This is a genomic window from Ulvibacterium sp., assembly GCF_965228935.1.
In the GTDB taxonomy this organism is placed as follows: Bacteria; Bacteroidota; Bacteroidia; order Flavobacteriales; family Flavobacteriaceae; genus Ulvibacterium.
Genome location: NZ_OZ245846.1, coordinates 4,206,960 through 4,226,988, shown reverse-complemented (window position 1 = coordinate 4,226,988; position 20,029 = coordinate 4,206,960). Strand labels below are relative to the sequence as shown.

At 43.0% G+C, this 20,029-nt stretch carries 12 protein-coding genes; 11 read left to right on the top strand and 1 reads right to left on the bottom strand.

The window, feature by feature from the left end; translation table 11 throughout:
• The first annotated feature begins 532 nt into the window (after positions 1–532).
• The 3 genes from ACO06Y_RS17950 to ACO06Y_RS17940 all read left to right on the top strand — a co-directional run bounded on the left by ACO06Y_RS17950 (position 533) and on the right by ACO06Y_RS17940 (position 6,871).
• Positions 533–3,541, top strand: a complete 3,009-nt coding sequence (locus ACO06Y_RS17950) for a SusC/RagA family TonB-linked outer membrane protein (protein WP_422080390.1) — start codon at positions 533–535, stop codon at positions 3,539–3,541.
• 32 nt (positions 3,542–3,573) lie between these two features.
• Complete coding sequence (locus ACO06Y_RS17945) at positions 3,574–5,193, top strand: RagB/SusD family nutrient uptake outer membrane protein (protein ID WP_422080389.1); 1,620 nt, start codon at positions 3,574–3,576, stop codon at positions 5,191–5,193.
• Between the two features lie 202 nt (positions 5,194–5,395).
• The gene (locus ACO06Y_RS17940) at positions 5,396–6,871 is read left to right on the top strand and encodes an FG-GAP repeat domain-containing protein (protein WP_422080388.1); all 1,476 of its coding nucleotides are present in this window, start codon (positions 5,396–5,398) and stop codon (positions 6,869–6,871) included.
• Here the strand turns inward: ACO06Y_RS17940 and ACO06Y_RS17935 are convergent, their stop codons facing one another.
• On the bottom strand, positions 6,872–7,456 hold the full coding sequence (locus tag ACO06Y_RS17935; RefSeq protein WP_422080387.1) for a transglycosylase domain-containing protein: 585 nt from the start codon (positions 7,454–7,456) through the stop codon (positions 6,872–6,874).
• 390 nt (positions 7,457–7,846) lie between these two features.
• Between ACO06Y_RS17935 and ACO06Y_RS17930 the strand changes: the two genes are divergently transcribed.
• The 8 genes from ACO06Y_RS17930 to ACO06Y_RS17895 all read left to right on the top strand — a co-directional run bounded on the left by ACO06Y_RS17930 (position 7,847) and on the right by ACO06Y_RS17895 (position 20,024).
• Positions 7,847–11,110, top strand: coding sequence for a VCBS repeat-containing protein (locus ACO06Y_RS17930; RefSeq protein ID WP_422080386.1), 3,264 nt, complete (start codon positions 7,847–7,849; stop codon positions 11,108–11,110).
• A gap of 49 nt (positions 11,111–11,159) precedes the next feature.
• Positions 11,160–12,749 carry a tetratricopeptide repeat protein gene (locus ACO06Y_RS17925; RefSeq protein WP_422080385.1) on the top strand — a complete coding sequence of 530 codons (1,590 nt, stop codon included), beginning with the start codon at positions 11,160–11,162 and terminating at the stop codon, positions 12,747–12,749.
• A gap of 443 nt (positions 12,750–13,192) precedes the next feature.
• On the top strand, positions 13,193–14,305 hold the full coding sequence (locus tag ACO06Y_RS17920; RefSeq protein WP_422084194.1) for a glycoside hydrolase family 117 protein: 1,113 nt from the start codon (positions 13,193–13,195) through the stop codon (positions 14,303–14,305).
• A gap of 34 nt (positions 14,306–14,339) precedes the next feature.
• Complete coding sequence (locus ACO06Y_RS17915) at positions 14,340–15,356, top strand: zinc-dependent alcohol dehydrogenase (protein WP_422080384.1); 1,017 nt, start codon at positions 14,340–14,342, stop codon at positions 15,354–15,356.
• A gap of 18 nt (positions 15,357–15,374) precedes the next feature.
• Positions 15,375–16,562 carry a glycoside hydrolase family 117 protein gene (locus tag ACO06Y_RS17910; protein ID WP_422080383.1) on the top strand — a complete coding sequence of 396 codons (1,188 nt, stop codon included), beginning with the start codon at positions 15,375–15,377 and terminating at the stop codon, positions 16,560–16,562.
• 68 nt (positions 16,563–16,630) lie between these two features.
• Positions 16,631–17,395, top strand: coding sequence for an SDR family oxidoreductase (locus ACO06Y_RS17905; protein WP_422084193.1), 765 nt, complete (start codon positions 16,631–16,633; stop codon positions 17,393–17,395).
• Positions 17,396–17,477: 82 nt separating this feature from the next.
• On the top strand, positions 17,478–18,932 hold the full coding sequence (gene aldA, locus ACO06Y_RS17900; protein ID WP_422080382.1) for an aldehyde dehydrogenase: 1,455 nt from the start codon (positions 17,478–17,480) through the stop codon (positions 18,930–18,932).
• Positions 18,933–20,024, top strand: coding sequence for a mandelate racemase/muconate lactonizing enzyme family protein (locus ACO06Y_RS17895; protein ID WP_422080381.1), 1,092 nt, complete (start codon positions 18,933–18,935; stop codon positions 20,022–20,024). It begins immediately after the preceding gene.
• Positions 20,025–20,029 lie beyond the last annotated feature (5 nt).

Genomic DNA, 20,029 nt, shown 5'->3' with positions numbered 1-20,029 from the left:
TCTCCGCATAGGCTATGGTATGATCAAAACATATCTTGCCACATTGAAAGACATGGGATAAGCGAGATTTTTTCGATATACGTTTTGAAATATAGGCTTTCCGACCGTTACGGGACAAAATCATTTGTGATAGCTTTCAAATCATATGTTTCCTTGATACAGATTATATATGTAAATCTTTGTTAACGGTATTTAAGAGAATTTGATGACCACATCAAAGAGCCATCAGGTCTTTACCAATAATCTGAACACGATGTACGACTACAGGATCAAAATCGGAATAAAGAGGCCCAACCGTTTAGGAGTCTTTAGGGAATTTTTTGCCCTTGTCTAGTTTTAGTCTAGTTGTATTAACATTCAAAATAATGCGATATTCCTATTTTTCAGACCAGTTAATTGAAATGATGGCAATGAAAGGCTTTAACTGTTGTCAAGTAAGTAATATGCCATGTGTCTAGAAAATAGGGAAACATTGAACTTTTAATTCATTCAAAACTCGAACTTTTTCAACTTAAACTTAAACCAAATGATTATGAGAAAACAACTTTTCAAAGTTTTGGGAAAATGCCTTTTAACGGGGGTTTTTCTCATTTGCTTTGGGCTTCAACAATTGTATGCCCAGCAGACCATCACGGGAACCGTTACGGATGAAAATGACCAAGGTGTTCCAGGAGCCAATGTAGTGGTACAAGGAACAACCAATGGTGTGGTAACCGATTTTGACGGAAACTTTAGTATAGAGGCAGATTCCGGTGATGTGTTGGTGATATCATATTTAGGTTATTCCACTCAAAGTGTCACGGTCGGGAATCAGACTACGATTAATATACAAATGGTTCCTGATGCCAGCGAGCTCGATGAAGTGGTGGTAATCGGTTATGGAACGGTGAAAAAGAAGGATTTAACCGGTGCAGTTTCGCGGGTATCTTCCGAGTCTTATGAAAATCAGCCAGTAACCCGGGTCGACGAGGCACTTCAGGGAAGGGCCGCCGGTGTTACCGTGGCAAGGGCGAACGGGGCTCCAGGAGCTGGAATCAAGGTTCGTATTAGAGGGGTAAACTCCATTACTGGGAATAATGACCCGCTAGTGGTCATTGATGGGATTTTAGGCGGTGATCTGAGTACCCTTAACCCAAACGATATTGCCGCCCTGGATATTTTAAAAGACGCCTCGGCTACGGCCATTTATGGGGTTAGGGGATCTAATGGTGTTATTTTGGTAACCACTAAAAAAGGTTCCGGTAAGGGAAAAATAAATGTCGACTTTTTTACTACGATTTCCCAAGTTCCCGATTTACTCCCCACCCTGGCAGATAATGTCGGCGACTTTGCAAGAATCGAGAACCTAAGAAAATTGAGTATTGGACAGAACCCTACTTTTACCGATGCTGAAATTGCAGAATTGATAAGTAATGGGGGTACTAACTATCAGGATGAGATTTTAAGGACTGGTTTCAGCGAGAATTTACAGATTTCGGCAAGTGGTTCCGAAGGGAACATTCGTTACTTTCTTTCTGGAAACTATAGGGACGAGGAAGGAATTGTTATCAACACAGGATTCCAGCAATTTTCATTACGATCCAATATAGACGCTAAAATTGGCAATAGGCTTCAGGTAGGCCTAAACATTTTTGGTTCCCGCGGGGAAACGAGGAATAACTTTGAGGCCTTCGGGAATGGACAGGGGAGTCTTATATATAAGTCGCTCACTTGGGATCCTACCACCCCTATTTTTGATGCGAATGGTGACTATAACCGTAGATCCATTAAAGGAATTGCCTCGCTGAATCTTAACCCTGTATTGACATTGACCGAGTCCCAGGCGACCGACGTCAATGAGAGATTTGCGGCCACCTTAAATGCCACCTACCAAATCACGGATAATTTTAGCTATACTATTATTGCCGGTACGCAGGTCAGTAACCTTAACGTTCAGCGATATGATGTAGAAGGTTCGGATGAAATCCCGGATGCCACTTTTAGAACTGATAAACGGACAACATATCAAATAAGTAACATTTTTACATGGCAAAAATTATTTAATGATAAACACAACATAAAATTGACCGGGGTACAGGAATACAACAATACCAAAGATGTAGCTAACAATTACAATGCGGACAATTTACTGTTACCGAATGGATTTTATTTTGCCGAAACCGGTGCCGGTTTTTCAATCGGCAATGATTTTGGCGAAAGAGAGCTGTCCTCCTTCATGTTGAGGGCCGAGTACATTCTTGCGGACAATTTATCGATTACGGCGACCGGTAGGTATGACGGTACATCCGTTTTTAGACCCGGTGAAAAATGGGGATTCTTTCCATCCATAGCTGCGGCATATAGCCTAATTAACCCTTCGGAAGATACCGGTTTCATAAACAGTTTAAAGCTAAGGGCCGGTTGGGGACAAGTAGGTAATCAAGGTATTGATAACTTTGGAACCTTTGCCAATTTGGATGATAATATTTATGCATTTACCGGAGGGGCACCCTCCCCGGGAACATTTATAGACAGTTTTGCCAATGAATTACTTACTTGGGAGACAACTACCCAGACTAACGTGGGTGTTGATATCGGCTTTAATGAAGGCAGGGGTAGCCTAAGTATCGATGGTTTTCAAAAAGTAACCTCCGACTTATTGCTAGAAACACCGGTTTCCGGCACCAATGGAGGTGGTAACATCAATAGCAATGTGGGCGAGGTAGAGAACTTTGGTTTTGATGTGGCCTTGGGATATGATATCATTCAAAACGATAAGTTAAATTGGAACGCTAATCTTGCACTTTCCTACGTAACCAATGAAGTTACTCAGTTATTCAATAATCTGGAACGGATCGATGGTCAGGTTACAGTGCCTGGCGGTCAGGCCCGGGTAGCCAATATCATTGAATTGGGGGAGCCTCTGGGGCAATTTCAGGGAGCCACCTTCCTGGGAACCTGGAAGAGTTCTGAAGCTGCAGAAGCCGCCACTTTTGGTAGAGTGCCCGGGGATGCAAAGTATTTGAGGGATGAAAATGGTGAAATAGTCTTTGGTGCCATCGGTAATGGACAACCCACATTAACTTGGGGTTTCAACAATACCATTTCGATCGGAAACTTTGATGTCAACTTTTTCTTGAACGGGTCACATGGGTTTGACATATATAACTTAACGCAGGCAGGTATTACCGGTGGTGCAGGGGATTCTCGAAGTTTTATGGCCTCGGACCAAGTAAATCAATGGACACCTGAAAATGAAACCGATATTCCTGCTACGGTACAATTTTTCAATTCTTCACGATATGTTGAGAAAGGAGACTTCATTAGATTGAGTAACTTAACAATAGGCTATACCTTTAACGATGCCCTGGGGAGCGATACATCGCTGAAACTATATGCCGGAGGGCAAAACCTTTTCCTGATAACCGATTTTAGTGGGTATGACCCCGAATCATCATCGAGAAGGACGGAACAGGGGAATGCAGATGTGGGACCCGGTATCAACGTTGGAGCGTATCCCATTGCAAGGACCTATACCTTGGGTTTAAAAGTAGGATTCTAAAAAAAATGCTAACTGAAAAATATATCGTAATCATGAAAACAATGAAAATCAAAATATCGTTAGGGGAACTGCAGGGGGCATTTCTCCTTGTGGCCCTAACATTCGGTTTCACCAGTTGTGAGCAATTTGATTTGGAAGAGAACCCAGCTGCCTCCCAACAACAAGTTGTTACCTATAGCTCCATGCCACAGTTGGAGCTGGGAGTAACCGGTATCTATGGAAAGTTGAATAAAGCGGCGTGGATGTCCACCTTTTATGTAAATGGATGGTCCGGTGATGACATCACAACACATGTGGCAAGTAACAAAGCTGATTTTAGGGAGTATGACCAACGATTTGTAACCGCGGAAAATTCGCGGACCCAAAGTAATTGGAATTCGGTCTATGAGATGATTCGCGCTGCCAATACGGTTTTTCAAAGTATAGAAGGAGTAACACTGTCCGATCCGGATCCCACAAAACAGGAAAGGCTAATTGGGGAGACCTATTTCTTGAGGGCTATTATGTTCAATCATTTGATGCGGATTCATGGGAGGATTCCCCTAGTTTTGGAAGTGGATCCTTTTCAGCAGCCACCTTTGGCTTCCCAATTGGAGGTTTTTCAACAAATAGAAAGTGATTTGCTACAGGCAGAGGCAAGATTGCCCGAAAGAAGTGCATTTCTCGGGTCAACTACACCCAGCAAGGGAACGGCCCGAGCCTTTTTGGCCCGATTGTATTTGGATTGGGCGGGTTTCCCCCTAAATGATAGGGACAAATATGCACAAGCGGCGGCAAGCGCCAAAACGGTTATTGACAACGCCGCGGGCCATGGTTTTGGACTGGAACCCGATTTGGCAAAATTGTGGTCGTTGGAAGGCAGGTTCACTGAGGAAGGGGTTTTTACCATTGCCTACAGTAATGCTGCCGGTAACCTTACTAATCGTAAAATGGGAAAATTGGGGCTACCATCGGATCCCGGCTTGAACGGTTGGCAGGAGACCTTTGCGGAAATCCGGTATTTTGAGGACATGCCCGAGGGCTTTAGAAAGGATGCCACCTATTATTCCGAGCTTCCAGTGGATGATTCCGGTGCCATTAATGTAGGAAGTCCTACCCGAATGCTGCGCTGGGAGGAATTCACAGATCAGCAAAATCCAATTTTGAGAAAAATAGTCGGCAACTTGGCCGATGGTGACTGGAACGAGTTTCAGACACTGCGAAGTGACCTGTTTATGAGGTACGCAGAGGTATTGTTGATATATGCAGAAGCATCCGGCGAAGCCGGTTCCGCAGGAGCGGATGCTTGGGAGGCCCTTAATCAAGTACATAGAAGGGCCGAGGGTCTGGACATAAACACTCCGGTGGCAAGCGACCTTACCAGTGCCGATGGCACTATCCAGGATTTAGCCTTTACCGAGAGAAAATGGGAGTTTGCAGGGGAGTTTATCCGTTGGAACGACTTGGTCCGTAAGGAAAAAGTAGAGGAGGCACTAGGTAATAGAAATCCGCAGGTCTCCATAGGTACATCGTATGACGAAAATGGTGTGGGTACTCCGACACCCTTGACTTCCGCGCAAAACCCGATTTTGGGATCTTTGGGTACGGACAACTACTATGCACCCATACCACAACAGGAAGTGGAACAGAATCCTAATCTAGCGGGAAATTAAAAGGCAAGTTTGTTAGAGTTAGTTTTAATTTAGTTGAGCAAAAACGGCAAGGTTTATCATAAATCTTGCCGTTTTGCCTTTATGGGAAGTATAGTATGGGAACGGCACTATTTTTCCCGTTTTTGAAAACGGATTATATGCCCTTACCGGATAAAATATAGTATTTTGGTTTTCAACCTATGAATCAAAGTATTCCTGATATATGTTGAATTCAAGGCATTATGAAAAAGGTTTGTCAATTCCCAAAGTAGTATTGGGCCTTGCTTTTTTAGTGTTGATGGTAAGTTGCATCCAAAAAGGAAGACATGTTGAAGGGGAAAAATTGGCAAAGATTCATTGTGCCTCATGCCACTTGTATCCGGAACCTGAACTATTGCCCAGGAGGGTATGGGGCGAGAAGATTATGCCAAATATGGGGCTTAAAATGGGAATGTCCCACGGACCCTTATATTCCTATGGCGACAAAGAGACCCTTAAAAATTTAACTCCAACCTTATCACAGGAAGATTGGGACAGGATTGTACACTTTTATTTGAATAAATCAGAGAATAGTGTTACCTATTCCTCGGTTCCCGTTCAATATCCAAGTACGCTTTTCGAACCACATTTATTTTCCATTGACTCCTTATCCGTCATTTCCATGACCCTGTTCGATGAAAAAAAGAATGCTTTGCTTTTGGGCGATGCACTTACTTCCGAATTGTTGACCTTGAATTTGAAGGGTGATATTCTTGAAACCAAAAAGCTGGAAAGTCCATTGGTCAAAACCGAGGTCAAAGATACTGTGGAGTACCTATTGACCATAGGTGATATAAATCCCTCGGATAAGGCCGAAGGAAGCCTTAAAATAGGTGAAAGCGCTATAGAAGATTTGACAAGGCCTGTAGATTTTTTGATCCGTGATATGGATTTAGATGGATATGACGATGTTTTCGTATGCAGCTATGGGCATAACGTTGGAGATTTTTCCTTGTTCAAAAATTTGGGAAGAGGGGTATACAAGAAGCAGGTAATCCACCCCTTGTCCGGTTCCATAAAAGTAGAACTGACCGATATGGATAATGACCAAGAGGATGAAATTGTGGTCCTATTCGCCCAGGAACATGAGTTGCTAATGATTTGGGATTATAAGAATAATACTTTCAACGGCCAAAAGGTGCTACAATTTCAGCCCGCCTTCGGGTCTGTTGATTTTCAGTTGAGGGATATAAATAATGACGGGCTTAAGGACATCATTATTGGTAATGGCGATAATTCCGATCTGTCCACCGTGCTTAAAAACTTTCATGGAGTAAGGGTATTTTTGAATAAGGGCGACCAGGAGTTTTCAGAAAGTTACTTCCTACCAATCCATGGCGTGAGTAAAGTAGTTGCAGAGGATTTTGACTTGGACGGGGATATCGATATAATGGCCATTTCCAATTTTGGTAATTTTTCGGACCCACAGTTCAGAAGTGTTCAGTTGCTGATGAACGAAGGGCATTCAACATTTACTTCAAAATATATCGAGAATCTCCCTAATTTTAGATGGCAGACCATAGACGTATCGGATTATGATAAAGATGGGGATTTGGATATCTTTTTGGGAGCTTTCAATTTAAACATCGGACCCGAAGAATCATACCTATCCGAAGGGGAAAATATCTCATGGGTAAAATTGGAAAATACAATGTACTAGTCAGTATAACTTTTCGTTAGATCTATCGGGTACGTTGACGATACTAGGCTTTTTCATTAATGCAATAACATCGTTCAACTCCCGATCACTAAGTTCCGATACTCCCTTTCTGAAATAGAAATTGGCTACTTCCTCAATTCCATGGATGTATAGATCAAACTTATAGTTTCCCAAAACCCAATTCAAACACTCTTTTTGGGTTGTTTCCTCCTCCAGCTTCCATGCCAGGACATAGGCTTTGTAATTGGATATTCGTGTACTATCATCATCCCTTCGCGTAATTTCGGAAATCATGGCAGCCAAAAGACTTGGACTCTTCTGGAAATCTTCAGAAACCAATCCTTTTAGTATTTGGTTATTTAAGTTTCGCGATAAAATATCAGGATTTTCCTTTTCATATAAATCGTAAAATCTTTGGGGCAGTTCCTCCGCAAACTTCACTCGTGTTACAAACTCCGTTAGCTCCTTTTCCGATACAAAATTCTTCCAGGAATTTCGTACAGAATAATAGACCAAGAAAGAACTGAAAAGACCGATAATAAGAACCCAAACAGTAAATTTTATAACTCGTTTTTTGTGTACCATGTTTAAATAACAAAATTATAGGATATCCCTGTTTATCGGATAAACGAAGCTAATTATTTTCTTTTTAGGAACAAACTAAAAGGGCCTTCTTTTGAATATTTCTATTATAAATATTGAATCTTTTTGCTTTTTGCGTAACACCAAATCCTATTTCCGATTTTGTTTTACTGACCAAATGTTTTTTAGTCCTCGATTACGGGAAAATTACTCGTAAAATTCAGGCCTACCCCTAAAAAACTTCGTATTTTAGATACATTAACCGAATTACATTTTTGACACATGTACATCATCCGATATCCAGACTTTTTCGCAGAATTACGGCGTTGTAGAATATGGGAATTTCTTCTTTTTTTGATTACGATCGCTTGTACCGAACCGAAAAAGGATTCCATGGATTCCCAGGCCGGTAAAATGCAATCCAAGTTGTTCACCTTGATATCCAAAACTGATTCGGGAATCGATTTTGTAAACACTCTAGAGGAGACTTTGGAATCGAATTACTACCAGTACATGTACACCTATATTGGGGGAGGTATAGCTGCAGGGGATATCAATAACGATGGTCTTGTCGATTTGTATTTCACTTCAAATTCTGCCGAAGACAAATTATATCTTAACAAGGGTGATTTTAAATTTGAGGACATCACTCCGGGTAGTGGAATTTCAAACAATAAAGGATTCAACACCGGAGTAACCATGGTTGATGTCAACAATGACGGAAATCTTGATATTTACGTTTCCCGTGGAGGGTGGAAGGATGATGACAATAAATTCGCCAACTTGCTTTACATCAATAATGGAGATTTAAGCTTCACCGAAAGGGCGGAGGAAATGGGGCTGGCGGATGCCAATAGGACCATACAGGCCACGTTCTTCGACTATGATAAGGATAACGATTTGGATGTATATATTTCCAACACTCCGGACATTACAAGTAGGACAAAAGTCCTTGATTTGGACAAAATTCAAAAAGACCCTAAGACCTTGGAATTAAAAGGATCTGATCGGTTATACAATAATGATGGTACAGGTCATTTTACGGATGTTTCGGATGAAGCCGGCCTTCAATATGATATCGGTTTTGGCTTGAACCCCCAAGTCGGGGACTTAAACAATGATGGTTGGTTGGATGTCTATGTTTGTAACGACTTCAATGTGCCCGATTTGGCCTACATCAATAATGGAGACGGTACGTTTACCGAGTCCAGGGACGAACTGTTCAAACATATGTCCTTCAATAGCATGGGCAGTGATATGGCGGATATCAACAATGATGGCTTCTTGGATTTGATGACCCTGGACATGAATCCGGAGGACTATGTCCGTTCAAAAACCACAATGGCCATGACCTCGGTGGACCAATTTGAATTGATGGTGGAAAAAGGATATCACTACCAATATATGCACAACATGCTACAACTCAACAATGGCAATGGTACCTTTAGCGAGATTTCAAAAATGGCCGGAATGGCCGATACAGACTGGAGCTGGGCCCTATTATCGGCTGATTTCGATTTGGACGGATACAATGATATCTACGTTACCAACGGGGTTTTTAGGGATGTTATCGATCGGGACAAGAACAACGAAATTTTAGGGATACTTCGAGAAAATGGACGTAAACCGACATCCGAGGATTTTTTGAGATTTGCCCAAATGCTTCCCCAGCAAAAACTGAACAATTACTTTTTTAGAAACAAAGGCGATACTACCTATGAAGACGTTTCAAAACATTGGGCAGATTCTATGCTTACTTTTTCCAATGGGGCGGTTTATTCCGATTTAGATAATGATGGCGATTTGGATGTAGTGGTAAATAACATCAATGAAACGGCTACGCTCTTAAAAAACAATGCCTCGGAATCGGGAATCGGTAATTTTCTAAAGTTGTCATTTAAAGGCCCCGAAAAAAACCCGAACGGGTTGGGGGCCATTGCCAAAATATACATGAAGGACAAAGGATTTCAGGTCCGGCAATTGATAAATACAAGGGGGTTTTTGTCCTCTGTATCCAATGTCCTCCATTTTGGAATTAAAAAAGAGGATGAGATTGCAAAGTTGACAATTCTATGGCCCGATGGAAAGCAGGAAACGCTTCGGGACATTACCGCCAATCAGCTTCTCACCATCGACTATGCCAATGCCGTTGAAGAAACTGAGGATGAATTGGCAACGACATCAATTTTTTCAAAACTACCTTCTATCCATAGGCATATTGATCCCTATTTCAATGATTATAATCTACAGATACTATTGCCCCATAAATTATCCCAGACCGGCCCAGGTGTTGCCAAAGGGGATGTTGATGGCGATGGCTTGGAGGATGTTTATATCGGAGGGGGACACGGGCAATCAGGGCAACTGGTAATGGGAGGAACCAACGGAACTTTTCGGCCCAAGAGTATAAATGCTTTTACGCGTGATGCCCAATACGAAGATCAGGCTGCCGTCTTTTTGGACGTCGATAACGACGGTGATCAAGATTTGTATGTGGTTAGCGGGAGCTATGAGTTTTACCGAAATCCCAGACTTCTACAGGACCGATTGTACCTGAATAATGGAAAAGGTGATTTTTCCAAGAGTACACTGCTCCCGGATATGTTTGCCTCGGGTTCGGTTGTAGTCCCAAGCGATTATGATCAGGATGGTGATGTGGATTTATTTGTCGGAGGAAGGGTGATTCCCGGAAAATATCCCTATGCACCAACAAGCTACTTACTTCTAAACAACGGGAGTACTTTTGACATAGCCACTAGGGAATTGGCTCCGGAATTGGAGTCCATCGGCATGGTTACCGATGCTGTTTGGAAGGATATTAATGGTGATTCCAAAATTGATTTGATCGTTACGGGGGAATGGACGGGTATCGAAGTCTTCATAAATGAAGGGAACAACAAGTTGGTCAAAAATAATAGGTATAAAGGTTTGTCGGCAGTTAAGGGATGGTGGAATAAACTTTTGGTAGATGATATCGATGGAGATGGGGATAATGATATTGTTGCCGGAAATTTGGGACTTAACTACAAGTTCCATGCATCCGAAGAAAAACCCTTTGAAATCTATACCTCTGATTTTGATTTCAATGGGGTGGAGGATATCATTTTGGCAAAGAAATATGAGGGGAGACAAGTACCGATTCGCGGTAAAAGTTGCATGACCCAACAACTACCGCATCTGGCCAACAAAATCCCGACCTATACGGATTTTGCAAGTAAGGATTTGGAGGGGATTGTCGGTAAACGTATTGAATCGGCGCTACATTACAAGGCGACCGAGTTTAAATCTGGAATCTTTGTGAATCAAGGTGCCGAGGGATTCACGTTTAAGGCTTTTGATTTCCCGGTACAACAATCGCCTATAAACAGTATACTTTTCGATGACTTTGACGGTGATGGAAAGAAGGACTTGGTATTAGCCGGAAACAATTACCAATCGGAAGTAGAGACCACGCGTGCCGATGCCGGAATAGGCGCTTTCCTCAAAGGGGATGGCAACGGGAGTTTTGTGCTGGTCCCACATTTTGAATCCGGCTTTTTTACGGATAAAGATGTAAGAAATATGATTACATTGAATACCCCAAGGAGTAAATTGGTGATGGTGATTAACAATAATGACTACCATGACCTTTTCAAGGTAGAAAAACCAATGGATTGATGTAATGCCCCAAGACCAAAAGACATATTTCGTTCACATAATTTTTTGGTTGTGTTGTTTGTGGTTTTCAAAAATTGCATATACCCAGGATAGTATCGATAGATCTTTATTGGATGCAGTGGACATTGCCAAGGTCATTAGACATCAAGACCCGGACAGTTCCGTAATTTTATTGCAAGAGGCCTATGATAAATCCATGTCGGTCGGTGATACCCTTCAAGCCATTAACGCATTGCTGGAAATGACCGATGTTTATGGGCATCAAGCCAACTATGCCAAATCGTATGATTACTTCTGGGACGTACTTTTTTTATCGGATGATATTAAAAACGACTCCCTGAGGGCCATTATTTATTATCGATTGGGCCGTATGTACAGTTTTTACAAGCGCCGGGAAGATGCTTTTAAGTATTTACAGACTTCCTTGGACATCAACAAAAACTTGGTCCGTACCGGAAAATTGGATAAGGCCTATTTGGTCCAGAATTACTACGCTTTCTGTAATACTTATAGGGAATTGGATGAACCGAATACGGCAAAGATCTATCTGGACAGTTGTTTTGCCTACTACAAGGATATTCCTGGACAGGTGGATAGGGCCTCTCTTCGGTTTGAAAAAGCCTTTATCCTGGATCAAGAGGGTAAGACGGAAGAAGCCCTACGGATTATGAAGGAGGTGGAACCTTGGTTTTTGGAGAATCTACCATCATATTTAGTGCTGGTCTATACCTATTGGGGAGATATGTTCCGTAACATATCCAATTTTAAGGAAAGTAGGGCCTATTATAACAAGGCATTAAAAATTTCCAAAACGTATAACAGTCATATAGATTTTACACCTTTGGTCTATGAAAGGCTGGCGGATTTGTATCTAAAGGCGGGAGACTATCAAAACGCTTTTGAAAACCAAAAAGCTGCAAAGGATCTGGATGCCCAATTTTTTGACAGCCGAAGCGAGAGCAATAGGCCCTTACTGGAAATAAAGGACGAATTCCGTCAGGAGAAGGAGCGTCGGGAAAAACTGATCCAACAACAACGTCTGGAGCAATTGGAACAAGAAGATAAAATTTCCCTACTTCAACGAATTATTCTTTTGGGCAGCCTGATTTTTTTGATAATTATTGGTCTTATCTATGTAAAGCATCTTCGCTCCAAGCACAAGGCGGAGAAACAATTGATCCGCCGTAATAAGGAACTGGAGATACAAAAAGCGGAAGAACTTTTGGAACTCAAAAACAAGGAGCTTGCCACATCTGCCCTACAATTGGTGGAGAAAGATGAATTTCTACAAATGTTGAAAAGTAAGCTCAAAGAAAATGGGGACAGTGTAAAGGCCTCGGAGCTGAATCAAGTACTCAAATCCATTTCCGTGAGCAACAATAATAACTGGGAAGAATTCAAACTACGGTTTACGGCTGTCAATGAAAAATTCTACAAGGAATTGATTCAACGATATCCTAAGCTCACTCAAAGCGACCAAAAGATATGTGCTTTGATCAAGCTTAATTTTTCCAGCAAGGATATGGCAAGGCTTTTGGGAATATCCGTTGAATCCGTACATACTACGCGTTATCGACTACGAAAAAAAATGGGTCTGGATCGTAGCGTGAACCTAGAGGAATTTATATCCGGTATGTAAGAACGTGATATCCAATGCTAAGCCCGACTTGTACAGTTTTTGTCTAGTAGTTTTTATAGGATCGTACAGTCAAAAATCCTACTTTGGAAGCATCAAAAAAATCACATTGTCCAGTGGTTCCAAGCATAGTTAAAAAATGAAAATGATTTCCTTTTAAGGCTTAGGTTTTCAACCCACATCCTACTTGTATCGTAGGAAAACGCTACTTCAATAATCATAATCGCACCTATAAGCCCAGAATGAGGCCAAGAAAAGGCGGTAGTTTAAAGTTGAAATAGCAATGTAAAGACTAAATGGGCGATCCATCGAAATAAACAATAAATAACTATATGACACTATTTGAAAAATCGCTATTCTTGGCTGGATCGGTACTGCTGACTTCCTGCAATTCACCTTCAAAACCATCCCGTGAAAGCAAAGATGAATCCACAATAGAACATGAAATGAAGATTACCGATGAAAAAATCGACCACCTAGGTATTACAAACAAGGATTTTTTAAGTGCGGCCTCCAAAAGAGCCTTACAATGGCCGGATATCGGCAATGAATGGTTCATCGAATTTAGTGGCCCACAACCGTTAAAGGGAGATTTGGCCTATGAAAAAGGAGTTGTTCGGCGAGATCCAAGTGCTATGATCAAGGAAAATGGCAAATACTATGTGTGGTATTCAAAAAGTACCGGCCCTACCCAAGGCTTTGGCGGAGATATAGAAAACGAGAAAGTATTTCCTTGGGACCGTTGCGACATTTGGTACGCCACTTCCAAAGATGGGATTACTTGGAAAGAAGAAGGATTGGCTGTGGCCCGAGGAAAAAAAGGCGAATATGATGATCGATCGGTCTTCACGGTAGAGATTATGAAGTATGATGGAAAGTATTACCTCTGCTACCAAACGGTGAAATCGCCTTATAATGTTCGGGTGAAGAATCAAATTGGTTTGGCATGGGCCGATTCGCCGGACGGACCATGGACCAAGAGCAAGGAACCCATCTTGAGCCCTGCGGACAATGGGGTATGGAAAGGGGAGGAACAAAATCGCTTCATGGTAGAAAAGAAGGGCGATTTTGATAGTCATAAGGTACACGATCCCTGTATACTGCCTTATAAGGGGAAATTCTATCTGTACTATAAGGGTGAACAAATGGGTGAGGAGATCACTTTTGGTGGGCGTCAAATACGGCACGGGGTCGCCATTGCCGATAATCCCAAAGGGCCTTATGTAAAATCTCCGTACAATCCGATAAGCAACAGCGGGCATGAAATCTGTGTTTGGCCCTATAATGGAGGAATAGCCTCGTTGATTACCACGGACGGACCGGAAAAAAACACGATCCAATGGGCACCGGATGGAATTAATTTTGAAATTATGTCTTCCATAAAGGACGCACCGCATGCCATTGGCCTAAACCGAAGTGCGGACAATGAAAAGGAACCTACGGAGATTCTTAGATGGGGGCTTACACATATTTACAATAACGGGGACGAACAAAGTATTATGCGATTTACTTCAAGACGTAGAACCTCGCATACGGCCAAAGGGGAAGCATCAAAATAGTGAACACAAAAGTGTATAAATTCAAACATAGCACATGAAGGCAACGGTTTACGAAGGAAACAAAACCTTTTCAGTTATTGAAAGGGAAATGGAAGCGCCTTCAAAAGGGGAGGTGAGGATCAAAGTGGCCTATTCTGGGGTATGCGGTACGGATGTCCATATTTATCACGGGATGATGGACAAGCGCGTGAACATTCCGGTAACCATTGGTCACGAAATGTCCGGTACCATCGATGCGATCGGTGAGGGGGTGTCCGATTTTTCCGTTGGGGAAAAAGTGGTGGTACGGCCTTTGGACGATCGGGGTGTAAAGCCTTCTGACAAGGGATTCAATCATATTTGCGAGGATTTAAAATTTATAGGTATCGATAGTCCGGGATCCATGCAACAGTATTGGAACGTACCGGCCTTTACCTTGCACCGGCTGAAACAGGAAACCGATTTAAAATTGGCCGCCTTGATAGAACCGCTTTCCGTGGCAGTACACGATGTTCGGCTAAGTGGACTGAAAGCTGGGGAAACTGCAGTTGTTCTTGGTGGAGGGCCCATAGGACTGCTTGTGGCCTTGGTTGCTGGGGAGACGGGAGCCGAAGTCATTGTTTCCGAAGTAAATGAAAATCGGATTGCAAAGGCCAAGGAATTGGGATTGCACGCGGTGAACCCTACAAAAATAGATTTGATCGATTATGTTCGGGAACGGACAAAAGGCCGAAGGGCGGATGTGGTGTTTGAAGTGGCCGGGGTAAAGGCAGCATTGGACGTTATGACCGAAATCGCAGGAATACGCGGGCGCATTGTAATGGTGGCCATTCATGGACAGAAAAGGGAAGTAGATCTGTTCAAGTTTTTTTGGAAGGAATTGAAGTTGATAGGGGCACGGGTGTATGAGAAGGAAGACTATGAAAAGGCAATCACTCTGATTACAGCCAATGAATTACCATTTGAGGAAATGATTACGGACGTACAACCGCTAAGCAATATTCAAGAGGTGTTTGAGAGTATTGATAACAATCCTGATGGTATGAAAATACTTATGGATTGTCAGGCTTAAAAGAGAAGGGGACAAAAGATGAAAAAATCTACTTTTTTAGTTTTGGGACTACTTCTCATAGGTATTTCCTGTAACCCTTCCAAAGAAAAAAAAGAGAAAGCAAGCCCTGATATTCCGGGTTTGGAGAAAATAGTCAAACAATTAGGGATTACGAATAAGGACAGTCTTAGCGCTTCATCGAAAAGGGCAATTGAAATGGGCTATGATGCCGGAACGGAATGGTGGACCAAGTTCCGTATCTCTGATATAAAAGGAGACCTAGGGTTTGAGGAAGGTGTTATAAAAAGAGACCCTAGCGCCGTAATTCAGGTTGATGGAACTTACTATGTCTACTATACCAAAAGCTTTGGAAGGTCATTTGGGTTTAAAACGGGTGATCCGTCAAAAAAAGTGTTCCCATGGGACTTATCGGAAGTATGGTGTGCAAAGTCAGAAGACGGCTATACTTGGAAAGATGTTGGTTTGGCCGTTGGACGGGGAGCAGCAGGTTCATATGATGATCGTTCCGTTTTCACTCCCGAGGTCTTGGTCCATATGGGAAAATTTTACCTGGTATACCAGACGGTAAAGGCGCCTTATGCGAATCGTGTAAAGAATCAAGTAGGAATGGCCATAGCCGATTCTCCAGAGGGGCCATGGAAGAAGTTGCCCAAACCGATTCTATCTCCGGCTACTAATGGAAAATGGTTAGGTGAAGAAGATAACCGTTTTCTAGTAATCGAAAAGGGCGATTTCGATAGTCATAAGGTACATGACCCTTGTTTAATGTTCTATAAAAATAAGTTCTATCTATATTATAAAGGTGAACGGATGGGAGAAGGCCATACCTTGGGAGGCCGCGAAATCAAATGGGGTGTGGCCATCGCGGATAACATTACAGGCCCGTACAAAAAATCACCCTACAACCCTGTGACCAATAGTGGACATGAAGTCTGTGTCTGGCCGTACCAAAACGGAATCGCGGCAATGTTGACTTCCGACGGCCCTGAAAACAATACAATACAATGGTCCCCGGATGGGATTAATTTTGAGATAATGTCACATATTGGTGGGCGTACAAAACCACCGCATGCGGCTGGATTGGTGAGGTCTTTAAATACTGAAGAAGCTCCGTTGGCTGCTTTGGAATGGGGATTGTGCTTTGACCACAAGGATGGTTGGGATTATATCAAGAGATTTGAGACTTATATCAAAAAAGCGTTGTAAGGGAAATTTTAAACAATCAAAAGTATTCCGGTCTTCACTGGAATGACATTAAATATATTTAGATGAACATATTGAATCAATTCAACCTAAAGGGAAAAACAGCACTGGTTACAGGGTGCAAACGCGGTATCGGAAAAGCAATGGCCTTGGGCTTGGCAGAAGCTGGCGCCGACATTATCGGGGTAAGTGCTTCTTTGGAAAAGCATGGTAGTATCGTACAACAAGAGGTAGAAGGAATTGGAAGAAAATTCAAAGCCTATACCTGCGATTTTGGAAATCGTGAGGCCCTTTACGAATTCATTGCGCAAGTGAAGGATGATTTCCCCCAAATTGATATTCTGGTCAATAACGCAGGTACCATTTTGCGCGCACCTGCAATAGAGCATTCCGATGAATACTGGGATAAGGTAATCGAAGTAAATCAGACCGCGCAATTCGTCCTTACCCGGGAAATCGGAAAGGAAATGGTCAACAAGGGTTCTGGAAAAATTGTGTTTACCGCTTCGTTATTGACGTTTCAAGGAGGGATTACCGTTCCTGGATATGCGGCCAGTAAGGGAGCCATAGGACAAATGGCCATGGCCTTTGCCAACGAATGGGCAGGAAAGGGAGTGAATGTAAATGCCATTGCACCGGGTTACATCAGTACGGACAATACCGAAGCCCTACGAAACAACCCAGAAAGGAACGATTCCATTTTGGCCCGAATTCCAGCAGGGCGTTGGGGTCAGCCCGAGGATTTCAAGGGGCCTATCGTATTTCTGTGTTCCGAGGCTTCCAATTATATGAATGGAACCACTATGCTGGTCGATGGGGGCTGGATGGGTCGATAAGATCTAAAGGATTACGATCCCAATAAGTCGGGAATTCAACAAAATTTGAATAAAAACAACGATTAGAACCAATACAAGCGTTATGTCAACAATAAAGGAATATCAACTCTTCATTGATGGAAAATGGATTCCTTCGGCTTCCGGAGAAACCATTGATGTAATCAATCCCTCAACCGAGGAAGTAGTGGCCAAAGTACAGAACGGCACTATCGAGGAAGCCCAAATGACCTTGGAAGCGGCAGAGCTCGCACAAAAATCCTGGAGAAAGGTACCCGCGCGTCAACGGGCGGAACTTTTATACAAACTGGCCAACGAAATCAAGGAAAATGCGGATTATTTGGCTGAACTTTTGGTAAAGGAACAAGGCAAGTTATTGAAGGTCGCGCGAATGGAAGTTGCGGTAACGGCTTCATTTATCGAATATGCCTGTGAAGGGGCAAGAAGAATCGAAGGCGATATTGTTCCTTCGGACAATCCCAACGAACAGATTTGGATCCAAAAAGTTCCCCGTGGGGTAGTGGTAGCCATAACGGCCTGGAACTTTCCATTGGCCCTGGCGGGACGCAAATTGGGCCCGGCATTGGTTGCTGGAAATACTTTGGTGATCAAACCGACCTCTGAAACGCCATTGGCCACCTTAGAACTTGGAAATCTGGCTAAGAAAGTGGGTCTGCCCAATGGAGTCCTCAATATTCTTACCGGTCCCGGTAGGGCCATGGGTAATGCGTTGATTGAAAGCCCTATAACCAAAATGGTGACTATGACGGGTTCTACCCCTGTGGGGCAACAAATAGCCCGAAATGCTGCCCAAAACTTGACCCATGTACAATTGGAATTAGGCGGTAAGGCTCCCTTTATTGTTTTTGAGGATGCCGATTTGGATGAGGCCGTTGATGCAGCCTTGCATTCCCGCTTCGATAACTGTGGGCAGGTCTGTACGTGCAATGAAAGAATGTATGTTCATGAGGAGATTTACGATGTCTTTATGGAAAAATTCATCGCCAAGACAAAAGCTTTAAAAGTAGGTGACCCAATGCTCGAGGAAACGGATATGGGACCCAAGGTCAATGCCGTGGAACTAAAACACATGGAGCATCTGGTTGCCGTTAGTTTAAAGGAAGGGGCCACTTTGGCCACGGGTGGCAAGCGTCCCGAGGGGAGTCAATTCGAAAAAGGATTCTGGTTTGAACCTACCGTACTTACCGATGTAACCCAAGATATGACCATAGTCCGTGAAGAGTCCTTCGGGCCTATTTTACCTGTACTGAAGTTCAAGACCTTTGACGAAGTCATGAGTTACGCCAATGACTGCGATTACGGCCTGGCGGCCATGGTTTTCACAAACGATATGAACACCATAATGAAGTGTAACGACGAACTGGAATACGGTGAGATCTATGTGAACCGTGGTCATGGCGAACAGCATCAAGGGTTCCATAATGGCTATAAGTTATCGGGAAGTGGGGGCGAAGACGGTAAGTATGGTTTCGAGCAGTATTTGGAAAAAAAGACATTTTACATCAGACATAAGGCCTAGATGCGTACACGGATAAAGACCATTGACTGTAACCTGTTCAGAGTGCCTTTGCCAGAGGTTATGAACGATGCAAAACATGGGGACCACACCCATTTTGAATTAATAACCACAACCATACAACTGGAAGATGGCGCTCTGGGAACGGGTTATACGTATACTGGTGGAAAAGGAGGGCGTGCGATAAAAGCAATAGTTGTTCATGATATTGCCCCGGCCCTCATTGGAAAGGACGGCAAAGATATTGATGCACTTCATGATTTTATGGAATGGCATATGCACTATGTGGGGAGGGGCGGTATCGTTTCCTTTGCGGTTTCCACTATCGATATTGCCTTATGGGACATCAAATGCAGGAATGCCGGACTTCCGCTATGGAAAATGGCGGGAGCTGCCGGAAATACATGTAAGGCCTATTGCGGCGGAATCGATTTGCAGTTTCCTATTCCAAAACTTTTAAAGAAAATGGAGGGTTATTTGACCTCGGGGTTTAATGCCGTGAAGATAAAGATAGGTCGGGAAAATTTAGATGAGGATATAGAACGGATAAAAGCGGTACGGGAGTACATTGGTCCTGACGTCACTTTTATGGTTGACGCCAATTATTCGATGACGGTCGAAAAGGCGATTCAAGCCATTGAACGATTCAGGCCCTATGATATTACCTGGTTTGAGGAACCTATAATTCCGGACAATTATAAGGGATTTGCCCAGATTGTGGATGCAACCGGATTTCCCCTGGCTATGGGCGAAAACCTTCACACGATACACGAATTTGAATATGCCGTAGACCAGGCAAAACTTTCCTATTTGCAGCCGGATGCCTCCAATTGTGGTGGAATTACAGGTTGGTTACGCGTCGCTCGATTGGCAAACGAGAACAATATTCCCATCTGTTCCCATGGTATGCAGGAACTACATGTAAGCCTGGTTTCCGCACAACCCAATTCGGGCTGGCTGGAAGTGCATAGTTTCCCTATCGATCAATATACCCATAGGCCTTTGGTTGTTGAAAGTCATCATGCCGTTGCCCCCGATACTCCAGGGGTTGGTGTTGAATTCGATTGGGACAAACTAACCCCTTATAAACAATAGAATTG

Excerpts from the sequence above, each read along its gene's own strand:
- ACO06Y_RS17915 (WP_422080384.1), top strand. The coding sequence starts at position 14,340 with ATGAAGGCAACGGTTTACGAAGGAAACAAAACCTTTTCAGTTATTGAA.
- aldA (WP_422080382.1), top strand. The coding sequence starts at position 17,478 with ATGTCAACAATAAAGGAATATCAACTCTTCATTGATGGAAAATGGATT.
- ACO06Y_RS17910 (WP_422080383.1), top strand. The coding sequence starts at position 15,375 with ATGAAAAAATCTACTTTTTTAGTTTTGGGACTACTTCTCATAGGTATT.
- ACO06Y_RS17935 (WP_422080387.1), bottom strand. The coding sequence starts at position 7,456 with ATGGTACACAAAAAACGAGTTATAAAATTTACTGTTTGGGTTCTTATT.
- ACO06Y_RS17950 (WP_422080390.1), top strand. The coding sequence starts at position 533 with ATGAGAAAACAACTTTTCAAAGTTTTGGGAAAATGCCTTTTAACGGGG.
- ACO06Y_RS17945 (WP_422080389.1), top strand. The coding sequence starts at position 3,574 with ATGAAAACAATGAAAATCAAAATATCGTTAGGGGAACTGCAGGGGGCA.
- ACO06Y_RS17930 (WP_422080386.1), top strand. The coding sequence starts at position 7,847 with ATGGATTCCCAGGCCGGTAAAATGCAATCCAAGTTGTTCACCTTGATA.
- ACO06Y_RS17920 (WP_422084194.1), top strand. The coding sequence starts at position 13,193 with ATGAAGATTACCGATGAAAAAATCGACCACCTAGGTATTACAAACAAG.
- ACO06Y_RS17940 (WP_422080388.1), top strand. The coding sequence starts at position 5,396 with ATGTTGAATTCAAGGCATTATGAAAAAGGTTTGTCAATTCCCAAAGTA.
- ACO06Y_RS17895 (WP_422080381.1), top strand. The coding sequence starts at position 18,933 with ATGCGTACACGGATAAAGACCATTGACTGTAACCTGTTCAGAGTGCCT.